20 protein-coding genes are annotated in these 22,385 nt (G+C 41.1%); 10 read left to right on the forward strand and 10 right to left on the reverse strand.

All coding sequences use genetic code 11. The annotated features are described in order from the left end of the window. Positions 1–21: 21 nt before the first annotated feature. The 4 genes from WCV88_02110 to murD are packed head-to-tail and all read left to right on the forward strand — an operon-like array spanning position 22 to position 6,584. Entirely contained in the window at positions 22–3,786 is a 3,765-nt protein-coding gene (locus WCV88_02110) for a right-handed parallel beta-helix repeat-containing protein (protein ID MFA6474975.1), read from the forward strand. Then, on the forward strand, positions 3,783–4,328 hold the full coding sequence (locus WCV88_02115) for a hypothetical protein (protein ID MFA6474976.1): 546 nt from the start codon (positions 3,783–3,785) through the stop codon (positions 4,326–4,328). The genes WCV88_02110 and WCV88_02115 overlap by 4 nt, the downstream gene beginning before the upstream one ends. Next, complete coding sequence (gene trpS / locus WCV88_02120; GenBank protein ID MFA6474977.1) at positions 4,325–5,305, forward strand: tryptophan--tRNA ligase; 981 nt, start codon at positions 4,325–4,327, stop codon at positions 5,303–5,305. The genes WCV88_02115 and trpS overlap by 4 nt, the downstream gene beginning before the upstream one ends. Next, positions 5,277–6,584, forward strand: a complete 1,308-nt coding sequence (murD, locus tag WCV88_02125; GenBank protein MFA6474978.1) for a UDP-N-acetylmuramoyl-L-alanine--D-glutamate ligase — start codon at positions 5,277–5,279, stop codon at positions 6,582–6,584. Before trpS ends, murD begins: the two co-directional genes overlap by 29 nt. 55 nt (positions 6,585–6,639) lie before the next feature. Here murD and murI read toward each other — a convergent pair whose 3' ends face one another. The 4 genes from murI to WCV88_02145 are packed head-to-tail and all read right to left on the reverse strand — an operon-like array spanning position 6,640 to position 11,357. After that, entirely contained in the window at positions 6,640–7,368 is a 729-nt protein-coding gene (gene murI / locus WCV88_02130; protein ID MFA6474979.1) for a glutamate racemase, read from the reverse strand. A gap of 20 nt (positions 7,369–7,388) precedes the next feature. Continuing rightward, positions 7,389–8,903: a 2,3-bisphosphoglycerate-independent phosphoglycerate mutase gene (gene gpmI, locus WCV88_02135; GenBank protein ID MFA6474980.1), complete on the reverse strand. Its 1,515-nt coding sequence runs from the start codon at positions 8,901–8,903 to the stop codon at positions 7,389–7,391. Continuing rightward, positions 8,900–10,264: a phosphomannomutase/phosphoglucomutase gene (locus tag WCV88_02140; protein MFA6474981.1), complete on the reverse strand. Its 1,365-nt coding sequence runs from the start codon at positions 10,262–10,264 to the stop codon at positions 8,900–8,902. The genes gpmI and WCV88_02140 overlap by 4 nt, the downstream gene beginning before the upstream one ends. Next, entirely contained in the window at positions 10,248–11,357 is a 1,110-nt protein-coding gene (locus WCV88_02145) for a polymer-forming cytoskeletal protein (GenBank protein MFA6474982.1), read from the reverse strand. Before WCV88_02145 ends, WCV88_02140 begins: the two co-directional genes overlap by 17 nt. Positions 11,358–11,521: 164 nt before the next feature. On the opposite strand from WCV88_02145, the gene WCV88_02150 reads away from it, so the two are divergent. Continuing rightward, entirely contained in the window at positions 11,522–11,920 is a 399-nt protein-coding gene (locus WCV88_02150) for a DUF559 domain-containing protein (GenBank protein MFA6474983.1), read from the forward strand. Positions 11,921–11,996: 76 nt separating this feature from the next. Here WCV88_02150 and WCV88_02155 read toward each other — a convergent pair whose 3' ends face one another. Further along, positions 11,997–12,653, reverse strand: a complete 657-nt coding sequence (locus WCV88_02155; protein ID MFA6474984.1) for a class I SAM-dependent methyltransferase — start codon at positions 12,651–12,653, stop codon at positions 11,997–11,999. Between WCV88_02155 and WCV88_02160 the strand changes: the two genes are divergently transcribed. Genes WCV88_02160 through ychF form a run of 3 tightly spaced genes read left to right on the forward strand, consistent with a single transcriptional unit; the run spans position 12,641 to position 16,504 of the window. Further along, positions 12,641–14,182 carry a tRNA uridine(34) 5-carboxymethylaminomethyl modification radical SAM/GNAT enzyme Elp3 gene (locus tag WCV88_02160; GenBank protein ID MFA6474985.1) on the forward strand — a complete coding sequence of 514 codons (1,542 nt, stop codon included), beginning with the start codon at positions 12,641–12,643 and terminating at the stop codon, positions 14,180–14,182. The genes WCV88_02155 and WCV88_02160 overlap by 13 nt on opposite strands. A 17-nt stretch (positions 14,183–14,199) precedes the next feature. Continuing rightward, positions 14,200–15,447, forward strand: a complete 1,248-nt coding sequence (gene glyA / locus WCV88_02165) for a serine hydroxymethyltransferase (protein MFA6474986.1) — start codon at positions 14,200–14,202, stop codon at positions 15,445–15,447. Between the two features lies 1 nt (position 15,448). Beyond that, positions 15,449–16,504, forward strand: a complete 1,056-nt coding sequence (gene ychF, locus WCV88_02170) for a redox-regulated ATPase YchF (GenBank protein ID MFA6474987.1) — start codon at positions 15,449–15,451, stop codon at positions 16,502–16,504. A gap of 123 nt (positions 16,505–16,627) precedes the next feature. Here the strand turns inward: ychF and WCV88_02175 are convergent, their stop codons facing one another. The 5 genes from WCV88_02175 to WCV88_02195 are packed head-to-tail and all read right to left on the reverse strand — an operon-like array spanning position 16,628 to position 21,325. Then, on the reverse strand, positions 16,628–17,731 hold the full coding sequence (locus WCV88_02175; GenBank protein MFA6474988.1) for a methyltransferase domain-containing protein: 1,104 nt from the start codon (positions 17,729–17,731) through the stop codon (positions 16,628–16,630). Further along, positions 17,728–18,663 (reverse strand): NAD-dependent epimerase/dehydratase family protein, encoded by a 936-nt coding sequence (locus WCV88_02180; protein MFA6474989.1) that lies wholly within the window; start codon positions 18,661–18,663, stop codon positions 17,728–17,730. Before WCV88_02180 ends, WCV88_02175 begins: the two co-directional genes overlap by 4 nt. A 2-nt stretch (positions 18,664–18,665) precedes the next feature. Continuing rightward, positions 18,666–18,902, reverse strand: coding sequence for a hypothetical protein (locus tag WCV88_02185; protein ID MFA6474990.1), 237 nt, complete (start codon positions 18,900–18,902; stop codon positions 18,666–18,668). Next, positions 18,865–20,430, reverse strand: a complete 1,566-nt coding sequence (locus tag WCV88_02190) for a hypothetical protein (GenBank protein MFA6474991.1) — start codon at positions 20,428–20,430, stop codon at positions 18,865–18,867. Before WCV88_02190 ends, WCV88_02185 begins: the two co-directional genes overlap by 38 nt. Then, on the reverse strand, positions 20,414–21,325 hold the full coding sequence (locus tag WCV88_02195) for an NAD-dependent epimerase/dehydratase family protein (protein MFA6474992.1): 912 nt from the start codon (positions 21,323–21,325) through the stop codon (positions 20,414–20,416). Before WCV88_02195 ends, WCV88_02190 begins: the two co-directional genes overlap by 17 nt. Positions 21,326–21,376: 51 nt before the next feature. Between WCV88_02195 and WCV88_02200 the strand changes: the two genes are divergently transcribed. Together WCV88_02200 and WCV88_02205 are read left to right on the forward strand one after the other, a co-directional pair. Then, positions 21,377–22,051, forward strand: coding sequence for a glycosyltransferase family 2 protein (locus tag WCV88_02200; GenBank protein ID MFA6474993.1), 675 nt, complete (start codon positions 21,377–21,379; stop codon positions 22,049–22,051). 3 nt (positions 22,052–22,054) lie between these two features. Beyond that, positions 22,055–22,384 (forward strand): DUF2304 domain-containing protein, encoded by a 330-nt coding sequence (locus tag WCV88_02205; GenBank protein MFA6474994.1) that lies wholly within the window; start codon positions 22,055–22,057, stop codon positions 22,382–22,384. The last annotated feature ends 1 nt before the right edge of the window (position 22,385 follow it).

Raw genomic sequence — 22,385 nt, forward strand, 5'->3', positions numbered from 1 at the left:
CACCTTAATAATCCTTCAATCATGATTGTTTTGATCAAACAACAAATAAAAAACCAAGAAAACCAGCCCAGATCGATCTTTTCTGGTCTGTGGTTATTGTTAATGCATGTGTTATTGGGTGTTTATCACGTCATATTGATCATGTTTTTCCCGGCCAGCACCAGTTTTGCCAAAGTGAATGATTTATCTAGCAATGGGTATAAAACATCATATATAAGACACTGTCGTTTGCAACACAATGTTCGGTTCGGTACCTTAGCCTATTCACTGGTGTTGGTAACTATCATAACGATGATTCAGGCCACTGTCTCGATTATTAACCCAGAACAATTTGGTCAATCAGCTTATGCCGCCACCTTTGAAGTAAACACAAATGAATTCACCAGTGACGGTAGTTGTGACCCACTAGGTGGCGGTGGTTTAGATTGTACTATCCGTGAAGCCATTGCTTTAGCTGGTCCAAATGACAGCATCACTTTTGATAATAATTATACTATTACTACAACTATCCCTCTTAATATCTTGAATGCTGGATTAACAATTGATGGAGCCGCGGCCGGAGGAACGGTGACAATAAATTGTAATAATGTAGCCAATTTTGGTTTTGTAGTATCGGCTGATGATGTTACGCTAAAAAATATTACAATCGAGAATTGCACAAATGACTCTATCATATTAAAAAATAGCGGTTTTTTAGTCGATGCCGTGACAGTATCGAGTGGTAATAATCGTGGTATTTATGTTGAACCTGCTGTAACTAGCGGTACTATCATGGGGAGTACATTAACTGAAAATCTAGTCGGAATTTTTGTGATAAATAGTTCTGGTCTTACTATTACGGGCAATACAGTTGAGCAGAGCACTTTGCAGGGTATGCAAATAAATGGTGTGACTGGTTCTGTCATCACCGCTAATACAATAACCAACAATAGTGATGTTGGTCTTAGTTTATTACCGAACAGTGATAGCAATACTATTACTAATAATACAATTACCAATAATAGTGGTAGTGCCGGTTTAGCCATTGATACTTCAGACAGTAACTTGATTACTGGTAACACCATCACTGGTAACACAACGAGAGGGATGTATTTCACGAGTAGCTCTAATAATCAAGTAAGTGGTAATACAATCAGTGGAGCAGATGCTGTGGTGGTTGATGCTGGTTCAACTGATAATATCATTGGTGCCAGTTTAACTAGTCCGGATACGACGGGTAATAACATAACTAGCACAACAGATGGTATTGAGTATATTAGTGCTACCACTAAGGACAACTATCATAGAAAAAATAGTTTCGTTTCTGTTGGAGCAAGTTTTGTTGCCAATACCAGTGGTGCCCAAAGTGATAGTTCAACTCCAGTAATTACTGCTTGGTATAATGATGGCATTTATGGTACAGCCAGTGCTGATAGTACGGTTGATATTTACGATGCAGCAAATTATATTACTAGCACTACAGCCAACTCAGCTGGTTTATGGTCGATCACAGATAGTTCATTATCTGAACAGACTACTCTGGCGGTGATGGCCACAGTCCAAGCTGCCGGCTCAAGTGATTTTGCTACTACTACAGCGCAAACTCCTTTAGCCATTTCTAGTGTTGTCACTGAGCCATCCACTAATTTGGCTACAATCAGTTGGGGAACTAATTTGTTGGCAACCAGTACACTGCGTTATGCGCCGGCTAATGGTGGAGCCGAGGCCGTGACTGTCACCCTAGCTGATGCTAGTACTACTTTTAGTACAGCGTTATCTGGTTTAGCTCCAGCTTCACAATATGATTGTACCATTACCGGTACGGCTGAATATCTTACTGATAATACAGCTAGTGGTGATTGTACTTTCACAACTAGCTCAGCTTCAGCGACCGAAACAACCTATGCTGATACGGTTGTAAAAAATGTGACTGTGATAGATGCTTATGATAATCATACTACTATCACTGGAGCGGCTGATCAGAGTGAGATTTTTCCGTATGGTAAATTAACCTTTGTTTTTAAAGATACAGAGTTACAATTAAATGATTACCGCTTACATTTTGTCTTACATGAAGCTAAGCAAAATGCGACCGATATTATTAATAAAAAGAAAGCCTTTGATAGTAATGGTCGAGCTGAGTTCAATGTCAAGAAACAACAACTAGCACTCGAAAAAACTTATGCCGTATTTTCTGGGTTAGTAGCTAGTAATGGGACGTATTTAAATACAGATGGCTTAGCTAGACAATTCACCTTTAGTTTAATTGACGCGCCACAATTATTAGCACCAAGTGAACGAGTTTACAATGGTATGCCAGAGCGATTTGTAGTGGCATCAGCCGCACCTAGCGTGACCGTATATTTAGAAAATCAGGCCGGTGTGGAGCAGTTTCATTGTACCGCTACTATGGTGGATAATGTTGGTGCCTGTACGCCACCCTTCGGTGTGGCCTTGGGGGATTATACTGTGCGTTTAGTTGATGCGCGCGGTGGTGTGGTCACAAAATCATTATATATTACAGCTCAAGCTCCCGATAATGTTATCAACACAGATGATCGATCTGATAATTACAACAAACGTTTGATTACCACCGGTCAGCCAACCTTAGTTGGTATTATTCCAACTGGAGAAAAAGTTGAGATATCCATTCCGCAAATTAATGGTGCCATGTTAGCCGATGTGGCAGATAGTACCGGGCCAATCACGACCTGGTCATTCACTTTACGTTTAACCACTTTACCATTAGGTGAAACCGATATTAAAGTGAATGATCAAACCATCTTAGTGTATCGTGTGCCTGGGGCGGTGCAACCAGCCGTGATTAGTCCAGATAATAATAGTGCAGCACCAATTGCACCACGGATTCAAGTAATTAGTCCGGATGATCATGAATTAGAGATCTTGAACAGTGCCGGTGTGCAGCTGTTCAGAAATGGTTATACCAATGGTGGTTTAGTAGTTGATTTACGTGCCTGGTATACCTTGCCTGGTACTTATACTATTACATTACGCAATCGTAATACTATAAATTTAATTTCTAAGAGTGTTTCTTTTACCTTTACTATTACCGCACCTGTTAGCGTGACAACTACCACGCCAGAACCAACCATAATTGAACCGATTGTAACTCCAATTACAACTCCAATCGTAACTGAACCGATAGTTGATGTCGTTAAAGTTGAAACGGATTTACAACAAGTTGCCACAGAAACACAACAACCGCCAGTTTTTCCAACTATTACTACGCAGCATGTTGTCGTCGACGATACCTTTAAAGCTTTAATCACAAAAGAAGTGAGTATCGGTACAGTGGTGGATTTTGCACCTGATGAAAACACTGTTGTAACACCGGGAGAATTACCGATCATCACTCATACCGTGGAAGTATCACTTTGGGATTGGCTGACCGGTCGCACATCAACTTCAGTTGATAAAACTAACGTGGTGTTGTGTGGCACGGTAAAATTACCAGAGGAAGTGAAGACTGAGCCAGCCTATATGATTGTGTCGGTCTTTTCAGCACCAGTGGTAAAAATTGCCCAAGTTAATCATAACGGTCAGTGGAGTATGACGGTGCCGGCAGAATTATTAACCACGGGTGAGCATACCGTGTTTGCTGCCTTGGATGTAAATGGCACACAATCCGATCAAGTTGAAATTGCCCGGTTCGTGATTCAACGGCAACAACGTCTGTCGAATACAACTTGGTTAGTGATTATCAATGTAGTGGTGGTACTCATTGCTGGATTATCTATTTGGTTGATTCGATTACGTCAGAAGCGAATGAATAATTCAACTTTATGAAACGGTTGTTATTATTACTCTGTGCATTATCATTTTACCCGGCTAGTTTAGCGGCTGCGACCGCTGGCAGTGTGCATGTCGTGGCTCACGCCAACGATGCGGCTGCGCTTGAGATAGTCGATCGCACAACCATCGTGAAACAAATCGATTATCTTGGTTTAGATTCAACCAGTCAACCCGTCACAACAGAAATTGAGTTTAGTGGGACAGCGGCGACACCACAAGCTACAGTTAAGGTTTCTATTCCGGCGGCTGACATTGCGCAATTAACCGAAGTAGACAGCGCTGGTAAATGGAGTATAGCTTTACCAACTCAAGCACTGACACCAGGGAATTATTATGCTTATGTATCAGCCGCAGATATAACTGAGACCAATAAAACTCTAGGTTTACCCGTAGCCTATTTCACCGTGTTGAATAATCAATCATTGTCGGTGGCAACCTGGATATTTTTAGTCACCAGTGGATTAGCCATTTTTGCTTTATTATTGGCGATTACTTTACAATTGCGTTATAATGCTGAACATCATCCCGTTTTATGACAATTTTTTCCGGTATTCAACCGTCTGGCTCAATTCATTTAGGAAATTATATCGGCGCTATTCGACAATGGGTTGAACTTCAAACCAGTGCGCAGCCGTGTCTTTATTGCATTGTGGATTATCATGCTATCACTGTCCGACAAGATCCTGACACACTCAATGAAAATATTCGGTCACTGGCCGCCATGTATCTGGCCGTCGGTTTAGATCCAACAAAAGTTATCTTATTTAAACAATCAGATGTATCAGCGCATACTGAACTAGCCTGGATCTTGAACACGCTAACCTATATGGGTGAACTGGAGCGCATGACGCAATACAAAGATAAAATCAAACAACACAAAAAAAACAATAATGTTGGTTTATTTACTTATCCAGTCTTGATGGCAGCCGATATATTATTATATCAAACTGAGGCTGTGCCCGTCGGGGAAGATCAATCGCAACACGTTGAATTAACTCGTGATATCGCGCAACGCTTTAATGAACGTTATGGTGATACATTTATCGTACCGAAAGTGTTGCAACCTACTGTCGGAACACGGATTATGAGTCTAGATGATCCAACTAAAAAGATGAGTAAATCCGCCACTAGCCCGTTAGGTTATATCAGTTTAACTGATACGCCAGAGGTGATTACAAAAAAAATAAAAAAGGCCGTCACTGATTCCGGTACGGACATTATTGCCAGCGATGATAAACCGGCTCTTAAAAACCTCTTAACTATCTATTCAGTATTGTCCGGTAAAACTATCACTCAACTCGAAACACTTTACGCCAAGCAAGGTTATGGTAAATTCAAAACTGATTTAGCCGAAGTAATAGTGAATTGGGTAAAACCAATTCAAGCACGTTATCAAACTTTAATGGTAGATCAAGTTAGTTTAGATCAAATCTTACAGCACGGCGCTGACCAAGCGAAAATTTTGGCAGATAAAACATTGCGCGATGTCAAAAGTAAAATCGGCCTCAACTAAAATCCCGACCATCCTAATTTTTGGGTTAGGCGGTTATGTGCATGGCAGTGGTACTGCCGCGGCTCTGTATTTTGCTAAACAGGGCTATCATGTGATTGTGACCGATCAAAAATCTGCCGATCTATTACATCAAGGCACAATAAAAAAATTAAATAAATACCCCAATGTTGAGTTAGTGTTGGGAAAACATCGTAAAACCGATATTAGACGAGCTGATTTGATAGTTCGTAATCCGGGTGTGTCGGATCAATCACCCTTTATGCAGTATGCCCACCAATTAAAAAAACCGATTACAAATGATGTGGGTATTTTCTTGGATGAATTAAAAGAGCAGTTCGGGCCAGATGGTGTGACGGTGGTTGGTATCACCGGAACGCGCGGTAAAAGTACCACTACGGCTTTAATTGGCCACATGCTACAAGCACGGGTGGGCGGAAACATTGGTTTGTCACCCTTAACTTTTCTCAATAAAATCAAAGCTAATGATGTAGTAGTGTTAGAGCTATCTAGTTGGTTATTACGTGATTTACATCTACCTAGTTTGTCTGTCGCAGTAGTAACAAACATGTTGCGCGATCACATGAATTATTACAAAAACATGTCATTGTATCAGGCCGATAAAGAACGCATCTTTTTAGGCCAAGCACCCTACCATCATGCTGTAGTAAATGCGACTGATAGTAGAGTTCGTCAGATGGCAAAAAAAACTAAAGCGCAATTACATTGGTTTAATAAAACCAGTATTAAGGGAGTACAATTATTAGGTGAACATAATCAATTTAATATTGGGGCGGCTTGGCAAGTAGGGAAAGTATTTGGTTTAACCGATAAACAATTAGTTGCAGCTGTTAAATCATTTAAACCATTAGCGAATCGTTTAGAAGTAATTCGCGTACATAACGGTCGGACATTTATCAACGATACTACAGCCACAACTCCAGATGCGACTATTGCAGCACTGTTATCATTTAAGAAAAAAGTGATTTTAATTGCTGGTGGCAACTCTAAACAGTTATCATTAACAGCCCTGCGTAAATTAATCCCTCAACATGTAAAAAAACTGATTTTATTACCCGGTAATGCCAATCATGATTTTCCTCCTGGTATTACTGTGTCTACCATGGCGCAAGCCGTGCGTACTGCCTGGCAGTTATCCAAACCCGGCGATATTATTTTATTATCGCCGGGTGTGACCTGGTTACCCTTAATGAATGAATTTAAACGCGGTGAAGAGTTTGTTAAGGAGGTAAAAAAACACCTCCCCAACCCTCCTATATAGGAGGGAGTAAGAAAAAATCTTAACCCCTTCCTAAATAGGAAGGTGTATTCCGGCATTATAAATGCGCGTAGCGTTTGATTTGTTCAAGAAAGGGCATCTTTTCTCCACTACATTCAAAGATGTAACTAGGAGGAGTATTGTGTAATTTTGGTTCGGCCTGTTGCATAACTCGTAGAGTTTGACGTGCCACGGCTTCATTTGAATCGATCACTTTAACATCTGGTCCAACCAGGCGTTGAATTCGTCCCTTTATTAGGGTGTAATGGGTACAGCCTAAGACAACAATGTCAGCCTCGCCAATTGGTTTGAGATAGTGTTTTAGTTGTTCTTCGGTTAAACGGTGAAATTCAATGGCGGTGGCTAAACCAATGCAGGGAATTTTTTTCACGTTTTTATCGGGCGCAAATTCAGCAATCAATTGGTCAGTATAAGGTGATTCAGTTGTGACCACCGTAGCCAATAAAGCAATCTGACCATTTTTAGTTAGAGCCGCGGCTGTTTTAATAACTGGCACAACTCCAATAATAGATTTTGGTACATGCGCACGAAAAAAATCTAAATCGTTCACTGAAGCAGTATTGCAGGCCAGCACAATAACATCACAAGTTTTGGCTAATTTTTTTAAACCGTTTAAGGTAATGTGCCGAATTTCATCTGGAGTGCGTTCACCAAATGGAAAAAAAGCTGTATCGGCATAATAGGTGATACTTTCGGTTGGTAGAACTTGTTTGATAGTATTGAAGATGCCGAGACCGCCAATACCTGAATCATAGACGCCGATCATAGTTGGATCAGTTTAACATGTTAATGAATAATCAGACTAGTGCCAGTCATGTCAACTGGTTTTGGTTCACCCAGGATATCTAAAATAGTGGCCGCGCAATCTTTTAAAGTGCCATCATCGCGCAATTTAGCTTGTTTATGTTGGTCATCAATTAAAATAAATGGGACAAATGAATCCGTGTGAAAGGTATGTGGGCAGTTATAGGTGGGATCCCACATGACTTCGGCATCACCATGATCGGCGGTTATTATCATCACACCATCATGGACTTTTAATTCTTGATAGATGATATGTAAAGCGCGATCAATCGCTTCCACCCCTAAAATGGTGGCGGGTTTGTTACCGGTATGGCCGAGCATATCGGCATTGGGAAAATTCATCACATACACATCAAAAGCATCACTTTTTAAGTGTTTCACAGCCTCAGCGGCAATGGCCTCAGCTTGCATTGCTGGCTTTAAATCATAGGTGGCAATTTTATCTGATGGAATCAGGACACGTTCTTCACCTGGAAATGGATCTTCGCGCATGACATTAAATATTTTGGTCACATAAACCCATTTTTCTGTCTCAGTGAGACGGAGTTGTGAATAACCACGTTTACTCAATACTTCACCTAGAATATTTTTCGCGGCCAGTTCAACACGCGCCAATGCGGCTGGGGCGGGCATATCAGTATAATATTCACTCATGCCCACATAATGTAACTTTGGTACAGTGCGCCGAGTAAAATGTTTAAACCCTGGTTCTATTAAAGCTTGTGTAATTTCAATTTCCCGATCGATGCGAAAATTAAAATTTATCACCACATCACCATCACGCATTATGCCATCGGGATTAATAATTGTCGGTTGAATAAATTCATCAGTTTCACCGCGCGCATAAGCCGTTGTAATAGCAGCATCGGCGGAGTTTGCCTGGTGTAAACCTTCGCCTAGAACTAATAATTTATAAGCCGCTTCAATCCGTTCCCAACGATGATCGCGATCCATCACCCACCAGCGGCCTTGTAGTGTCGCCACATCATTACCCAATTTGGCCACATATTGACGCGCGGAAGTTGGCGGCACATCACGTCCGTCTGTAATGGCATGAATAAACACATCCTTCACTCCACCAGCTTTGGCCATGGCGACTAATTCATGACAGGCTGTGTCGTAAGTATGTACACCACCATCGGAGATTAAACCCATAAGGTGTAAACGGCCAGTTCCGGTAACCGCTTGTTGGATGGCTTTTAATAGAACGGGATTCTTGCGAATATCTCCTGTCGCAATGGCCTGCAGTAATTGCATTTGAGGCAACAATAAGTTGCGTCCGGCTCCCATAATTAAATGACCCATCTCGGTTGAACCAGGGTGACCTTGTGGTAGACCAATGTGTGGACCAGCCGCACCAATCGGTTTGTTGGGATAGTTCGCTAGAAAAGAGTCGATCGTGGGAGTTTTCGCTAAAAAAATCGCATTATGAGCATCATCGGTACCAATACCCCAGCCATCGAGAATAATAAACATCACCGGACGTTTACTTTTCATGCGCGAATCAAGGTTAACAATTCTTTAGTTTTTTCATCCAGTAATTGCGCGGATCTAGCCTCAAGATTTAAGCGTAATAATGGTTCGGTATTAGACGCTCGTACATTAAACCAGTAATCTTCATACTCAATGGTGATACCATCTAACTCTGAGATTTTTTTCGCCTGTGGTCCATAAGTATTTTTAATGTTTGCCATGACCTGTAATGGGTGGGTGACAGTTGAGTTTATTTCTCCGGAATGGAAATATTTGCGTAATGGCCGCACTTGGTCAGCGATCGTAGCTGATTCACGACTGAATAACTGTAAGAGTTTTAATACTACAATACATGGTGCTTCAAATGTGCCGTGGGGTAATTTTACAAAGAAATGGCCAGATGACTCACCGGCAAAAACGGCGCCTTCTCTTAGGGCTTGTTCTTTAATCAATGAGTGGCCAACTTTGGTAACCGATGGTTTACCACCATATTGTTCGATCATATCCTGGGTGATGCGACCGGGTCTAATATCGTAACAAATCGTACTGCCAGGAAATTGTTCCAGAAAAACTTTGGCTAATAATCCACGCACCATGGCTGGTTCAATTAATTTACCCTCATTGTCGATGAAAAAAATCCGATCACCATCACCATCCGTGGCAATACCCAGGTCGGCTTTTTCTTCCACAACTCGTTTCATTAAGGCGAGATTATTTTCCTCTTTGAACGGATCAGCTTCATGGGCTGGAAAGGTACCATCCAAATTAAAATTCATCATGATAAGTTCACACGGGAGATGCTTGAATAATTCTGTGAGATAAGTTGCCCCCATGGCATTAGCCGCATCGGCCACAATCTTAAATGGTTTTATATTATTAGTACCAGCAAACTGAATGGCCTCAGCCACATCATTTATGACAATATCAGCACGGGTTTCGACGTGACCAGTATTTTTTTTATTATTATAATCAACGTTTTTCGAAACGGCATCACGTAATGTCATAATGCCGGTATCTTTACTGACCGGGACACCACCGGCCCGCACCATTTTTAGACCATTGTATTGTGGGGGATTGTGTGAGGCCGATACCATCAAACCACCATCATAACCATACTTTGCAACAGCAAAATAGAAAGCCGGCGTTGAGACTAACCCAACATCAACTACTATTTGGCCTTCATCTAACAAACCCTGAATGACCGCCTGCTTCAAACTAGGTGATGATAGACGCATGTCCGCGCCGACGACTAATTTTAATTGACGATTATTTTGTTCAGCCGAAATTAATTGAGATAAAGACCGGGCAGTTTTATAGGCGATATCCTCGGTTAATTCCGAACCATAAACGCCACGAATATCGTAGGCTTTAAAGATTTCTCCCATATTGTTGTATCAAGCTACCCATGGCCCAAGCCATTGCCACTACCATCACGACACAACTTAATAACCAACCAAAGAAACCAAACCAACTCATCACGCCAGTTACTAGATATAACATACTAAAACCTAACATAAACTGTCCGAAAGAAGATTTGGCTTGTGGTAACAGCAGATAACCTAGACCAGAACCAGCTAATACTTTTGCCCACATCAGTACAACCAATAAAACTAAACCACTCATGGTGGCTAATGGTAAGCCAACTAAGGTTATAGCTAAGGTAAGTAAAACAGCCGGTGCTAGAACTAATATGCCAATACCATATAGTAGACTTTTGCCCGGCGCTGTTTTCATGCGCTGTATAACGGTGTTGCTATTTTTCGGGAATAATTTAAGAAGCACAATTCCTAATATTACATAACCCAACCAACCAAGCATGAGTTTAATAACCTGAAAGACGGTGACCAAGGGTTTTTTTACATCTGGTTTTGGTGCGGTTTGGTTATTATTTTGTTCTTCAGGTTTAGTGTGATGCACTTCACCTAATATGCTGGCCGTGTTGCCTGTGTTTAATTCATTGGCTGTGACAGTGACATCACCGTTCACAGTGCCGTTAACATCCAGGGTGTTAGATTGCACAGTAACGTCTTGTCCAACATGGGCAGTTTTAGCAATGGTAACTTGATTACCAAATACAACTAAATTTCGTCCGACTGACTGTTTTATGGTAACAGTGCTACCAGCGGCTCTAAGACTTCCATTAACATCGCCATCAACTATCACTGTTCCACCAGCTACAAATAAATCTCCTTCAATTGTGCCAGTTACCGTCACGGTATTACCAGCGACGAAAACATCATTCAAATAATGTTTATCCAAAACCACATCTTGGTTAGCATACAAGTACATGTGTTCAACCGTGTCTAAGTTTTCTTCTTTCACTGCACCAGTTGTGTTTTTAACTTGTTCATTAATTGGGTCAGTTTCAGCTGCCAACATAGCATCGGCTGGAGTGAGCGTAAATAAAACAATGCCTCCTAATACAAGTGCAATAAAAGCACTGATTAATGGGATAGATTGGGTCACTTTAAATTTCATACTAGTGTTAGTTTATATGAATCAAGTGGGCGTACTATACACCAGTGAGGGGGTATTGGCAACCTGGAATTTATCTCTTTAGTCTTACCCCCAACCCCCTTGCAGGGGGCTTAGATTAATGATAAAGTTCTTTTAAGAAGCGCCGCCTTGTGAGGGGGCGTTTTATGTACTTAAAAGAACCTACTCAAAATCAGATTAAATTACAACATAAACTACAATTGTTAGCACGTAAGTTACGAAATAATCCTACTCAAGCTGAAGTGGTGTTATGGAACAGATTAAAAGAAAAACAACTTGGTTGTAAGTTCAGACAGCAATATCCACTCTTTCAATTCATTGTAGATTTTTATTGTTCATCTCATCGATTAATCATTGAGGTCGATGGTTTAATCCATGAACAACAACGTGATTATGATCAGTTACGTGATCAGATAATGATGCGACATGGTTACTCAGTGATGAGATTCGCGAATGCTGAAATCATGAATGATCTAGATAAGGTAATCGACAAGATTAAGGAGAAACTAAATGGATTTACCCCCTCACTGGAATTTACCCCCTAGCCCCCTTGCAGGGGGAATAAGATATTTAAACCACTTTTTCTTAGCCCCCTGCAAGGGGGTTGGGGGTAAAGTTAGATTATTGGCAAACCGTCACGATATTCCTATTACCCTCACCTAACTCATTTTTTATAACCCGTAAACCGGCGTGTTTACACAACTCAGCCAATTCTGTAAAGGTGAATTTATGATAGTAACGCTTGGCTAATACCTGGCCCTGACCGTTTTTCCACGGGACTAAATAATCACCCGGATCATAACCGGCACCAGCCACCGGGTAACTCTCTGGAATATTCCAGTTAAGCATAAATAAAACTCCACTTGGTTTTAAAACTCTGGTCATCTCCTGAAGGGCGGCTTGGCGATAAACGTCTGAAGGAATGTGCTGTAAACTAGCCACAGCTGCTACTACATCAAAAGATTGATCTGGATAAGGTAATTTCAGCATCGAACCATAATCAAAGTGATATAGCGGATGTAGTTTTTTAGCATGATCCAACAATTGACGAGACAGGTCTAAACCGGTATAGTCAACCGCCGGAATGGCAGCAATTAGCCGGCCATTACCACAACCTATATCCAACAGTTTAATTTCCCCTACCATCACATTTATGATATCAACCAGGTATTTAAATTCATCCCATTGGTACGAGCGGGTATGAGAAAATTGATCAGCAATATTATTATAATCCTGCTCTAATTGTTTAATAATTTGATCAGCGAATGAAACAAGCATTACAAGAATTAATTCAATTAGCTATTGAGCGCAGTGTAGCAGATGCGCCAGCTTTGCGTACAGTCAAAGCCGAGATTTCCAAGAAATATAAAATGGCTATGCCCACTAATGCTGAATTATTGGCGGAATTAAAAAATTTAAAAATCACCGATGCCCGGTTGCAAAAATTGTTGCAAATTTGTAGTGTGCGCACATTATCTGGTATCGCACCCATTACGGTTTTAACCAAACCATATCCTTGCCCGGGTAAATGTATTTATTGTCCGGCTGAGCAAAACATGCCGAAGAGTTATATTGATACTGAACCGGGAGCCATGCGCGCCTTAGGCTTACAATTTGATCCGTATTTACAAGTGACCAAACGGATTGAAGCGTTGGAACAAAATGGGCACATTCCGGAAAAGTGCGAGTTAATTGTATTAGGTGGTACGTGGACAGCCTATCAAGCAGATTATCAAGAATGGTTTATGAAACGCTGTTACGATGGGTTTAATTTTGATGAAGTGGGGGCGGCTACGTTAGATGAAGCTAAGACTAAAAATGAGACAGCCCAGTATCGGGTAATTGGTTGCACTTTAGAAACCAGACCAGATCATATCACTCAGGCTGAGGTGAAACGTCTGCGCTGGTTTGGAGCCACACGGATGCAGTTAGGTGTGCAGAGTTTAAATAAACATGTGCTTGAATTGAATCGACGGGAACAAACTAACGAACAAGTGCAAACCGCGACTAAATTATTAAAAGAAGCCGGTTTGAAAATCACTTATCACATGATGCAGAACTTACCCGGTTCCGTACCCGAGAGTGATCTGCAAGATATTAAAACCATTTTTTCTCATCCGGGTTATCAACCGGATCATATTAAAATTTATCCCTGTGTGGTAGTGAAATCAGCTCCGTTGTATCGTGATTGGCAAGCCGGTCGGTTTAAATCTTATACTCCGGAAGTGTTGCTGAATTTATTGGTAGATATAAAACAACAGGTGCCGGCGTATGTGCGCATTGAAAGATTAGTGCGCGATATTCCAGAAAATTCTATCGTGGGCGGCAATGTAGTGACTAACTTGCGCCAGATTATGCAGCAAAAGGGAGTACAGTGTGTTTGCATTCGCTGCCGTGAACCGCGCAATGATTTAAGTGGCTTAGATCAAGCTGAGTTGGTCACGCGTGACTATGACTCGGCTGATGGGACAGAGTATTTTATCTCTTTTGAAAATACAGAGCACACAAAGATATTTGGATTTGTCAGATTACGCTTACAACACCGCACGCAACATTGGTATGAAGTCTTACAAGATGCCGCCATCATTCGAGAGTTGCATGTTTATGGCCAACTCGTACCGGTAGCTGAGGATGGCACAGCTATTCAGCATAAAGGGATGGGTAGAAAATTAATGGAACAAGCTGAGACCATTGCTCAGAATCATGGGTTTAAAAAAATTGTTGTGATTGCTGGTGTGGGGGTACGGAAATACTATGAAAAGTTGGGTTATCAGCTCGACCAGGAGTATATGGTCAAAAAGTTTTAGTGTGCTAGAATAGGCAGATGTTAGAACATTTACGCCACCAAGACCCGGAGCTGGCCGGTTATATCACCAGTGAATTAGATCGACAGCGTCATAATTTAGAGTTAATTCCCTCGGAGAATTTTGTCTCATTGTCGGTGTTAGAAGCGTTAGGGAGTATTTGTACTAATAAATATTCAGAAGGCTATCCCGGTAAACGTTATTACGGTGGTAATCAATTTATCGACAAAATTGAGCAATTAGCCATTGATCGAGCCAAGCAGATTTTTGGCGCCGAGCATGTGAACGTGCAGCCATTATCTGGTGCACCGGCTAACTTAGCGGTTTATACAGCTTTGCTACAACCAGGCGATACAGTGTTGGGGATGGATCTTACGCATGGTGGCCACCTTACACACGGGCACCCGGTGACCTTCATGGCTAAAGTATATAATTTCATTCGTTATAAAACTAAACCGGATGGTTTAATTGATTTCGATCAAGTGCGTGCCTTAGCCTTAGAACATAAACCAAAATTAATTCTGGCCGGTTTTTCAGCCTATTCACGTGAGTTGGAGTATGAAAAATTCCAAGCTATTGCCGATGAAGTTGGTGCTATGACCATGGCCGATATTGCACACATTGCCGGTTTGATTGCGGCCGGTGAATTAAAAAACCCGGTACCGATTTTTGATGTTGTCACTACTACCACACATAAAACATTACGCGGTCCACGCGGTGGTATGATTATGTGTAAAGCCAAACATGCTGCGGCTATAAACAAAGCGGTGTTTCCTGGTGTGCAAGGTGGCCCGCATGAACATCAAATTGCGGCCCTGGCTGTGGCGCTTAAAGAAGCGATGACACCAGAGTTTAAACAATATGCTAAGCAAATTCGTTTAAATGCGCAGGTGTTATGTACTGAACTTAAAGCCGGAGGTTTAACTATTATGCATGGTGGTAAAACAGATAATCATTTGCTTGTGGCTGATGTTACTCCCTTAGGTATTACCGGTAAAATCGCGCAGACGGTATTGGATGAAGTAAACATCACGTTAAACATGAACACCATTCCAGACGATCCACGTGGGCCAATGGATCCATCCGGTATTCGTTTAGGTTCGCCACCAATGACAACGCGCGGTATGAAAGAACCAGAGATGAAAATCATCGCTGAGTTGATTCTAAAGACATTGAAGAATCATAATAACGAGACAATTAAACAAGAGGTTAAACAAGCCGTGATTGCGTTAACCGATAAGTTTCCGCTGTACCCGGAGTTAGGTTAATATGAGTTTACAAATTGGTATTGTTGGCTTGCCGAACGTGGGGAAATCCACTTTGTTTAAGGCGCTGACAAAAATTCAGGTTGATGCCAGTAATTATCCATTTTGCACCATTGACCCGAATGTGGGTGTAGTGGCTGTGCCGGATGAACGCTTACAAAAATTAAGTGATTTATCGCACTCGGCGAAAATGGTTCCGGCGGTGATTGAGTTTGTGGATATTGCTGGGTTAGTGGCTGGTGCCTCAAAAGGGGAAGGGTTAGGCAATAAATTTTTAGCCAACATTCGTGAAGTTGATGCCATCATTCAAGTAGTGCGCGAGTTTACTGACAATAATGTGGTGCATGTCCATGGTAAGGTTGATCCTAAAACTGATATTGAGGTAATCAATTTAGAATTGATTATGGCGGATTTACAACAAATCCAAAATGCGACGGAAAAGTTAGGTAAAAAAGTGCGGGCGCAAGATAAAGGAGCGGTCGCAGAATTGGCGGTTTTGGAAAAAATTAAAACCGCTCTTGAAGCCGGCCAATTAGCCAACACAGTGGCATTAGATGCAGAGAAAGAAGAACCATTGATTAAACACCATAGTTTATTAACACGAAAACCAATTTTGTATGTGGTTAATGTTGATGAAGCGGTGCAGGCCAAAATTATCATTCCCGGAGCGGTGACAATATCGGCGAAAATAGAATCGGAATTAGTGGAGCTTTCGGCTGATGATGCTAAAATGATGATGGATGAATTAGGTATGACAGAAACCGGTTTGGAAAAATTAATTACCGCGTGTTATAAATTATTAGATTTACAATCATTCTTGACCACTGGTGAAGATGAAACCAGAGCTTGGACAATTAAACGCGGCACCAAAGCCCCCCAAGCCGCCGGTGTGATTCATTCTGATTTTGAACAAAAATTTATTCGCGCTGAAGTGATTAATTGGCAAAAATTACTCGAAGCCGGTGGTTATCCAACTGCGCGTGATAAAGGTTGGCTACGCATGGAAGGCAAAAATTATGTGATGCAGGATGGGGATGTGGTGGAGTTTCATCATGCTTAGACCTCTCCCCTAACCCCTCTCCTTCTGAAGGAGAGGGGAATAAGAAAAATAATGTTGAATCTATTTTTGTGTTCTTACTCCCTACTCTCCTGATGAAGGAGAGGAGGGCTGGGGAGGAGAGGTCTAGGTTCGTTTCAAAAAATAAATTTTCCGTAACACCCTAGCCTGATCGCGACCATAGAAAATCGGTTTATGAAATACCGTGAAGCCGGCTTGTTTAATGGCTTGGTCTAAATCCATTTGGAGTATACCCTGAGATTGTTTCCAAGCTGGTAGTGCTAACACCATACGGCCAGTTGGTTTTAACAACTTAGATAATTCTATAAAAACTTTACTATAAAAATCCGTGAGTTGTTGTTTGATTTGGTTAATGTTATGTAACTGTACCGGGCCAAGTGTACCTTCTCCCACAATAACATCAACAGCTTGATTTGATAAATGATCTTTTAATTTTAAAACATCCGCACAGATTAATTTGGCTTCAGGTAATTTTGCCCATGATAAATTGGCTTGCGTATCGGCAATACACTGTGGGGAAATATCACTGCCAACTACAGAGGTATAACCTAATTGTAATGCTTCTTGCACAACTGTGCCGGAACCACAAAATGGATCCAAAATGGTATTAGATTTCATCGGACGGGCAATATTTAGCATCATTCTGGCTACTTTGGGTGGCAGCATGCCGGAAAAACTATCTCGCTTAGGGCGGCCATAATCGTTCTGAGAAAAGGTTTTAAAATCTTGCACTGCAGTAGTGCGACCGAAAATGGTTTTATCTTTATAGAGAGCCACAATAAAATCGGTTTGATCGCGTAACAAGTGTTCTTTGGTGACAATGACTGATGATAAATTAGTTTCATTACTCACCACAAATCTAACCGATCGACCACCCTCACGTAATTTTTTTTTCCAAGTTAAACCCAATTCCCGTAGTTGATGGTTTTTATCATTAATCATACTAGCTGATATTGTCTCATCACCGGCATACACACTGAACCCAAATACCAATTTATGATCAGCCGGAATCTGTTCTAATAATTGATAAATTTCATCAATGTTTCCATCAATCTGGTCGGCAATTTTAACCGTACCACCCAAATCCCGTAGGGGTAATTCATGAATTACCCCTACGGGATTTATCAACACAACCTGTCCACCGGTGTAATCCACACCCAATTCCAAAGCGGACAATTCTGGGGTGTTTCCTAAGACAGCAAGTTTCATAACCGGTGTGTCTTATACCAGTTTACAAATTGTGTCAAACCGACTTGGAGTGATGTGGTTGGCGAATAGTCTAATAATCTTCGAGCTTTACTGATATCAGCTAGAGTGTGTTGCATCTCGCCAGTTTGGCTGGGTTGTGGCTCGATCACGGCGGTTTGACCGGTAATATTTTCTAAAGTTTTGATAAAGTCATTCAATGATACAGCTTGGTGGTTACCTAAATTAATTATTTCAAAATCTAACGGGTGATTGATAGCCGCCATAATTCCAGAAATAATATCCTGAATGTAAGTATAATCGCGGCTGGTAGTACCGTCACCGAATTTATGAATCGGTTTATGGTTTAACACGGCTTCAGTAAATAAATATGGGGCCATATCCGGGCGGCCCCTTTCGCCATACACGGTAAAGAATCTCAATATGGTGGTGGGTAATATTTTTTTGGATAGGTACTGTTCAGCTTGTAATTTGTAGACGGCATAAGGTGATACAGGAGATAGATTAGTGATTGATTCTGAGAAGGGGGGAGTGATGTTACCATACACCGCCGAGGTTGAGCCAAAAATAAATTGTTTCACCCCAAACTGTTTGGCTAAATCGACTAATTGTTTTGTCCCTTCATAATTGACTCTTTTATATAACGCCGGATTCTGCACAGACGGACGCACCCCAGCGCGCGCCCCCAAATGAATCACCACGTCAGGCTGATGGGTTTCAAATATTTTTTCTAAACTTACTCGATCACAAATGTCGGTTTTATAGAAAGTATAATTTTTGTAAGCTGAAAATAATTCCAAATTTTGTATTTTAAACACCGGATTATAATAATCATTCATTTCATCGACATTAACAATTACATGACCAGCTTGGTGTAGCGCTTGAATGAGGTGTGAACCAATAAACCCAGCGCCACCGGTAACTAGGATAATCATATTTAACTTTTAGCCGGTTCAGTTATTTTGGCTATTATGGCCAGTATCATTACAAGCAACATAAAAGACCAGGGACCAAAAGCGCGGGTGGGGGCTAAGATCTGATCTTCATAATAGGGATCACCTAACAAAGTAGTGTCACCTAACAAAGCTAAATAAATCACCCACAGTGATAACGACACCAATAGTATTACTATCAGGTTAACGCAGACTATATATACGATAGGTTTGGTTTTCATATATTTGGGGGAATGAAGCTGGCTGAGCGGTTTGCCAAATAATGTCAGCTTGAGAGCCTTTCGGCATGATTAAATAACTTAAGTGGTATTGTTGTGCGGCTGGGTAAGCTTCAGGTGAATTTGGTTTGGCTATAATATTATAGAATGCTTGGACACGCAAATATTCTGCACTAGTCTGGTCAGTAAATACGGTTTTGTATAAAGAGCTATTAGCTTTAAATGATTTTAAATTGCGATGATTCAAATTATACCAAGGATATGATGCAATTGGTCCATCGTACCACAAGGGGGCAAACGTAATTTCTCGATTGGCCGCGGCCATAATACCCACTAGCACACCATCATTAGGTTGGTTGGTATTTAACCACTGCACCGCTGTGATAAATTCAGCTTGTGGTTTGAATCTATTACTCCAACCGGTGATATCGTCTTTTATGTAAACAACGGTATGCGCTAATTGAGCACTCCAGATTAATAAGACACATCCTAACCATAACCACGCCGGCCATTTAATCATCGTGCGTAATTGTTCAATCCCAACGGCAGCTAATAAGACTACTCCCAACCAACAGTAAGCCACAAATCTATCCGGTAATAGTATCCAACCAATCACAGATAGATGACCCATAATTAGGGGAACAACTAACCAACTAATCATCAAACCATACACCGCTGATCTTTTATCTTTATAAAATAACAAACCAATTACGGCCAGTGCCGCTAAACCATAACCAAGAAAGGCCGGGTGATCGTACAGTGGGTGATCATAGCCGGAGTAAGCGCCACTCTTAAACAAATTAACCGCCTCATGCAGTGACACTGGCAATATCTCAAACTGCCACACCAAGCCAAAACCAACTAAACCTAAAATACCAATCACCAGTTTCCATTTCCAGTTAGGCAGATACCATAAATAAAACCACACGGCACAGGTAACGCCAGCTACGCCAAAACTCAATGAGTGAATATAGCCTAATAATCCAGTGACCGGTATAACCAAAAACCATAACCACCAGTTTTTTGTAGTAACAATCAGGGCTAGTGATAAAACTAAAATGCTAATCAAACAATACCCAATTAAATTTTGTGGGGTTAGAATCTCAGCGCGCAATACAATTGGTACCAAACTGGTACTTAAACCAGTTATAGTAGCCACCAACAATGAACGTGATGTGACCCAACCAATTGCCCATAGCACACCAGCTAGTGTCATTAAAGTTAACACTAATACAACCGGCACTAAGTGATAGCCGGGTACATGGGTTAGTTTGATGATTCCGGCCAGGAAATATTGCAAACCTGGATAGGTACTAGAGGTCCAACAGATATTAAAATTATAACCTAAATCTCCGGTGTGTCCTGTACTGAATTGGCCGGTATCAGCTAAAGTCTGCGCGCCACACGACCAACCACCAGCATCCGGCGTGGTTAAAAACCAACCATACATGAGGTACGGTAAAACACCAACCAAGCCAGCTTGAACCAGCACAAGCACCAGTGAGATAATTACCTTAAATGGTTTCGACATAATCGGCTACTCCGGTAGCAAAACTCCAATGTGGTTTCCAACCTAAATCACGTCTGGCCTTAGTGGCATTGATATAGGTATGCATCACTTCGCCAGCGCGGATATTTTTGAAATGTGGTTTGCCGGATTGTGGGAAGTGTTGAGCTATAGTGGTATAAACAACTTGATCAGAAATTGGTTTACCTAAACCTAGATTATAGATTTGATCATTACCTGATTGTAAAGCTAATATATTAGCCGCCACAACATCTGGTATATAAATATAATCGCGCGTTTTGTCACCTTGACCAAAGATAGTAGTTGGTTGATGTTGGGACAATTGTTGTGCAAAAATAGCTACGACACCAGCTTCACCGTGTGGATCTTGTCTGACACCAAAAACGTTACCATAACGGAAAATAGTGTAATGCAAACCAAAGGCACGGTGATAGTATTGGATCCAGTTTTCTCCCAATTGTTTAGAGGCAGCATAGGCTGAGATTGGTTCTAACGGTGCAGTTTCTTTAGTAGGCAACTGTTTGGCGTTACCATAAATGGTGCCGCCAGTTGAGGCAAAGATAATTTTTTTTGTACCGGCTAAAGTAGCACAGCGTAAAACATTGGCTGTACCTAAAACATTCACATCTAAAGTAGTATCAGGATCACGCATCGATATCACCACTTCTGAGAGCGCGGCATGATGATTCACTACGTCAGGTTTCTCCGTAATAAAAATCTGTTGTAACTTAGTTTGATTGCGCACATCGACTCGATAAAATCTTGCGGCTGGATGCACATTCTTTTTAAAACCATGTTGTAAACTATCTACTACAATCACGTGATGGCCAGCCTGGACGTAGGCATCAACAATATGGGAACCAATAAACCCGGCTCCACCGGTCACTAATATGCGCATAGTAGCGTTAGGATACCACGACTTGCCAATCAAGGCTATATATGTAATAGTATGGGCTCATTTATGATTACCGCTGCGGTTATTCCGGCTCGAAATGAAGCAAAACGCATTAGAAGTGTGGTCGAACAAACGCGCTTACATGTTGATTATGTTGTAATAGTGGACGATGGTTCAAATGATGGTACGGCTGATATGATTAATGATTTAGGGGAAACAGTGGTTGTTTTGCAGCATGATGTTAACTTAGGTAAGGGAGCGGCTTTAAAAACCGGCTGTGATGCAGCATTATTACTGAAAGCTGATGTGATTGTCACACTCGATGCCGATGGGCAGCATAATCCGGCTAGTATTCCTGGCATGATTAAACAATTACAAGATGACAAACTCGATATTGTCTTTGGTATGCGTCAGTTTAATAGTAAAATGCCCATGATGATGCTCATTGGTAATCAATTCTTATCAAAACTGATTAGTTTCTTATTTAAAGTAATGATTCATGACACGCAATCCGGCTATCGTGTGTTTACTGCGCATGCTTATAAAGATTTACGTTGGCACAGCACTGGCTATGAAGCCGAAACCGAGATGATCGTGCGCACGGGGGATCATCATTTACATTATGCCGAATTCGATATCGCTACGATTTATCACGATAATTATAAAGGCACTACAGTCTTTGATGGTATTAAGATTTTATTACAAATTCTAAGGTGGAAATTCATCTAAAATATGACTAATATTCAAATTATTGCCAGCGTCTTCGGATTAGTAATGATGTATCTATCTTTTTTACATTATAAGCGGCATGAGTTTAATCGCTATCAGTTTGTTATCTGGGAAATACTCTGGCTAGGCTTTGCTTTAGTGACACTATTACCGAATCGATTTAATTTTGTGACCGAAAAATTGGGTATTGCGCGCGCGTTTGATTTATTTTCTATCATTGCTTTTGTAATTATACTGTTTTTAACCTTTCATAATTATTTATTAGTGACAAAATTAGAAAAAAGGTTAGAAAACCGGGTGCGGGATAAAGCCCTGGAACCATTAAAAAAATAAC

The organism is Patescibacteria group bacterium (assembly GCA_041665365.1).
Taxonomy (GTDB): domain Bacteria; phylum Patescibacteriota; class Patescibacteriia; order UBA9570; family UBA9570; genus UBA9570.

What these genes read in the sequence shown, in the direction of transcription:
- WCV88_02180 (MFA6474989.1), bottom strand. Translation starts at nt 18,663, where the DNA reads ATGATTATCCTAGTTACCGGTGGCGCTGGGTTTATTGGTTCACACCTC.
- murD (MFA6474978.1), top strand. Translation starts at nt 5,277, where the DNA reads ATGTCAAAAGTAAAATCGGCCTCAACTAAAATCCCGACCATCCTAATT.
- WCV88_02150 (MFA6474983.1), top strand. Translation starts at nt 11,522, where the DNA reads ATGTACTTAAAAGAACCTACTCAAAATCAGATTAAATTACAACATAAA.
- WCV88_02160 (MFA6474985.1), top strand. Translation starts at nt 12,641, where the DNA reads ATGAAACAAGCATTACAAGAATTAATTCAATTAGCTATTGAGCGCAGT.
- trpS (MFA6474977.1), top strand. Translation starts at nt 4,325, where the DNA reads ATGACAATTTTTTCCGGTATTCAACCGTCTGGCTCAATTCATTTAGGA.
- WCV88_02110 (MFA6474975.1), top strand. Translation starts at nt 22, where the DNA reads ATGATTGTTTTGATCAAACAACAAATAAAAAACCAAGAAAACCAGCCC.
- murI (MFA6474979.1), bottom strand. Translation starts at nt 7,368, where the DNA reads ATGATCGGCGTCTATGATTCAGGTATTGGCGGTCTCGGCATCTTCAAT.
- ychF (MFA6474987.1), top strand. Translation starts at nt 15,449, where the DNA reads ATGAGTTTACAAATTGGTATTGTTGGCTTGCCGAACGTGGGGAAATCC.
- WCV88_02175 (MFA6474988.1), bottom strand. Translation starts at nt 17,731, where the DNA reads ATGAAACTTGCTGTCTTAGGAAACACCCCAGAATTGTCCGCTTTGGAA.
- WCV88_02115 (MFA6474976.1), top strand. Translation starts at nt 3,783, where the DNA reads ATGAAACGGTTGTTATTATTACTCTGTGCATTATCATTTTACCCGGCT.
- gpmI (MFA6474980.1), bottom strand. Translation starts at nt 8,903, where the DNA reads ATGAAAAGTAAACGTCCGGTGATGTTTATTATTCTCGATGGCTGGGGT.
- WCV88_02155 (MFA6474984.1), bottom strand. Translation starts at nt 12,653, where the DNA reads ATGCTTGTTTCATTCGCTGATCAAATTATTAAACAATTAGAGCAGGAT.
- WCV88_02205 (MFA6474994.1), top strand. Translation starts at nt 22,055, where the DNA reads ATGACTAATATTCAAATTATTGCCAGCGTCTTCGGATTAGTAATGATG.
- WCV88_02185 (MFA6474990.1), bottom strand. Translation starts at nt 18,902, where the DNA reads ATGAAAACCAAACCTATCGTATATATAGTCTGCGTTAACCTGATAGTA.
- WCV88_02190 (MFA6474991.1), bottom strand. Translation starts at nt 20,430, where the DNA reads ATGTCGAAACCATTTAAGGTAATTATCTCACTGGTGCTTGTGCTGGTT.
- WCV88_02145 (MFA6474982.1), bottom strand. Translation starts at nt 11,357, where the DNA reads ATGAAATTTAAAGTGACCCAATCTATCCCATTAATCAGTGCTTTTATT.
- WCV88_02200 (MFA6474993.1), top strand. Translation starts at nt 21,377, where the DNA reads ATGGGCTCATTTATGATTACCGCTGCGGTTATTCCGGCTCGAAATGAA.
- WCV88_02140 (MFA6474981.1), bottom strand. Translation starts at nt 10,264, where the DNA reads ATGGGAGAAATCTTTAAAGCCTACGATATTCGTGGCGTTTATGGTTCG.
- WCV88_02195 (MFA6474992.1), bottom strand. Translation starts at nt 21,325, where the DNA reads ATGCGCATATTAGTGACCGGTGGAGCCGGGTTTATTGGTTCCCATATT.
- glyA (MFA6474986.1), top strand. Translation starts at nt 14,200, where the DNA reads ATGTTAGAACATTTACGCCACCAAGACCCGGAGCTGGCCGGTTATATC.